The sequence below is a fragment of the Okeania sp. SIO2F4 genome (assembly GCF_010672385.1).
In the GTDB taxonomy this organism is placed as follows: Bacteria; Cyanobacteriota; Cyanobacteriia; order Cyanobacteriales; family Microcoleaceae; genus Trichodesmium.
Genome location: NZ_JAAHGT010001128.1, coordinates 1 through 2,776, shown reverse-complemented (window position 1 = coordinate 2,776; position 2,776 = coordinate 1). Strand labels below are relative to the sequence as shown.

Here is a 2,776-nt window from a genome sequence, read left to right as displayed (position 1 = left end):
GCAGAAGTAATTATGATAGACCCGGAGAGCCAAAAGGAAAATTACGCAAGGGTGGTACCGGTCCTAAAGATTACCCAAGGTCATCTGAAGATTGGGAAACTTCTGTAGAGCCAGAAAATAGACGACCTCGTTCTCGCAGTCGGGAGAATTTTGCTGATGCCAATGGGCAGGAAAATAGACAACCTCGTTATAGTAGTCGAGATAGTTGGGAGAGTGCAACTAATGAAGAAAGAGTATCCCGTAGTCGTAGTAGTCGGCCTACTCCCATAGCAAGTTATTCAGAAGAAAGACCTTCTAGAACTAGGAAAGTTCGTCCTTCAGAAGCATCATCTCCTGGAAAAGAAGTGACACCTACAGATTATGTGGAGTATACCCCTATGGACTCTGCCGATCCTGATGTTGATGGTTCGACAAACTCTTAATACCAGTAGGAATGAGGCGGGGATAGTTATTTTGATTGGTATTTCATTGGGAAAGTAAAGATGAAAATTCCTAGTTTCCTCATTCCTTATATTTTTTCTGTAGCTGAATTTCACTTTAGTAAGGTGTCGTTTAATAACTGTTAGATAGTAAACTGTAAAAAATTAAAAGACTTTACTTTTGCTGATTATTAGTTACTGAAAAGCTAGGTTAATAGGAAGATTCATGACTCAAAATTAGTGAGTGAATTTACAAGCAAAGATTAAGACAGCGTATTGGCTTAATCTTCGATATGTTCGGTGGGTTACGGCAGTATAGTTAAGAGTTTGGTTCGCGACTCATAAGTATTGCCACCAAGTCAAGTCGGCAATAGGCGCAACATGAAAAGCGTTTGCGGTAGCATTCCAATAGGAAAGCTTTGCGGAACGCAAAACCCACCCTCAGCCTCGATTTAATATTCCTTTAACAAACAGTATATTAGTATAACAAATACTGAGAAATATAGCTGAGTCATTTAGGTCTAGATTATGATTTAGTTAAAGCTCACAAAGAAGGAAAAATCACAGAGAAACCCAGGATAATAAAATATAAAAGAAAAAAAAGTAATGGCTACAGTTAGTTATTCACTGGTAGACATGAAGAATCAAATGCAATTAAATTAAAGTAGGATTAGGCAATACGTTGTAAGCATTGGTTGAGTAAGAATATCTTCTACATTCATAAGTATTGGAATCCAAATTTTGCCTATGGCTGAAATTATTGAGATTTGATGAGTTTAATAAATCCTAACTTATTTAGACAAAAGAATTATTCTCAGGTAGATTAATAAGTAGTTTAGAGCAGCAACAAAGTTCAATATAAATTGAATAAAAATTGTATTCATCACTAATACCAGGCGTGATAAATTTTTGCTACAAATAGTTACTGCTGCTTAGGAGTCAAGTAGGAAATATGTCGAATTTGCGACCTATAGTCAGGAAGAATAGAATCTAAAATCTAACTATTTTTTCTTTTTATGTTGAGTCTCTATTTTTACTCCAAGATAGATTCAAATAAAGTTATTTGATGGCTCAAGCTTATTTGTAATATTATTTTTTTTCACGCTTGGTATAACTAAAAAATTAGTTATCTAAATTAATTCCACAAGCAACAATGAATGTCAAACTTTTGCAAAAAGCTACATCAGGAATATTAGTAGTAGGTATAGGAGTAGGTGCAAATTTAACTAATTTTTCTGCCGTCAATGCTCAAATAAGACCAGATAAAACCATAAAAATTCGGCACAAAAATCAAACAGAATCAATACTTGCTCTTAGTATAGAAGAACAAACTAATATTCGTGTTTATCAACGAGCAAATCAAGCTGTAGTCTCCATAGATACAGATAAAACAAACGGTAGCGGTACAATTATCTCTGCCGATGGAATGGTATTAACTAATGCTCATGTTGTCTCCCAAGGTGGTATAGTACAAATCACTTTAGCAGATGGAAGAAAAGTTAAAGCAGATGTCATAGGCTTTGGTGAAAAAGGTTTAGACTTAGCAGTTCTAAAAATTAGAGGAGAAACAAACCTTCCGATCATTAGAATAGCTCGTCCTGGTTATACAAAAGTAGGTCAGCGAGCTTTTGCCATAGGCAATCCTTTTGGTAGATTTCAAGGTACTCTTACTGTAGGAATAGTTAGTCGTATAGATCGAGAAAGAGGCTTGCTCCAAACAGATGCAGCGATTAATCCAGGCAACTCTGGGGGACCATTATTGAATAGTGCTGGAGAACTCATCGGTGTTAATACTGCTATATTTACTCGTGGTCAATTAGGGGGTAACATTGGTATTGGCTTCGCCATATCTATAGATAGAGTCCCGGAGTTTCTCACGGCAGTTCGAGAAGGACGAGCACCTTTAGTCGCTCAACAGCAAGCTGCGATGTTTGATGAACAGCTTGCTAAACAATTAGAGCTTAATGCTTTAATAGAAGTAAAAGGAAATTTAGATCGAGAATCTAATGTATTACCTGTAGACAATAGTTATTATGATCTTTACGCTTTTGAAGGTAAAGCAGGTCAAAAAATTTCTATTGATATGAGCAGCAACCAAATAGATTCCTACTTAATTTTATTAAACTCAAACGATCAAGAATTGGCTCAAGATGATGATAGTGGTGGAGAGAAAAATGCCAGAATTATAATTACATTACCAGAGGATGGAACTTATAAGTTATTAGCAAATTCTTATGAAGCAGGAGAGTCAGGAGAGTATCAGTTGAAAATTGAGGCAATTTCACCTAGAATTAGACCTTTCTTTGAACGAGAAAGGATAAACTATTATAGATAAATTGTCTAAAATATTCTCTAGA

At 35.6% G+C, this 2,776-nt stretch carries 1 protein-coding gene and 1 pseudogene; both read left to right on the top strand.

All coding sequences use genetic code 11. From position 1 onward, the window contains the following. Window positions 1-422: pseudogene (locus tag F6K22_RS37910) on the top strand (hypothetical protein); the annotation flags it as partial. A gap of 1,150 nt (window positions 423-1,572) precedes the next feature. Then, on the top strand, window positions 1,573-2,754 hold the full coding sequence (locus F6K22_RS37905) for a trypsin-like peptidase domain-containing protein (protein ID WP_293109997.1): 1,182 nt from the start codon (window positions 1,573-1,575) through the stop codon (window positions 2,752-2,754). The last annotated feature ends 22 nt before the right edge of the window (window positions 2,755-2,776 follow it).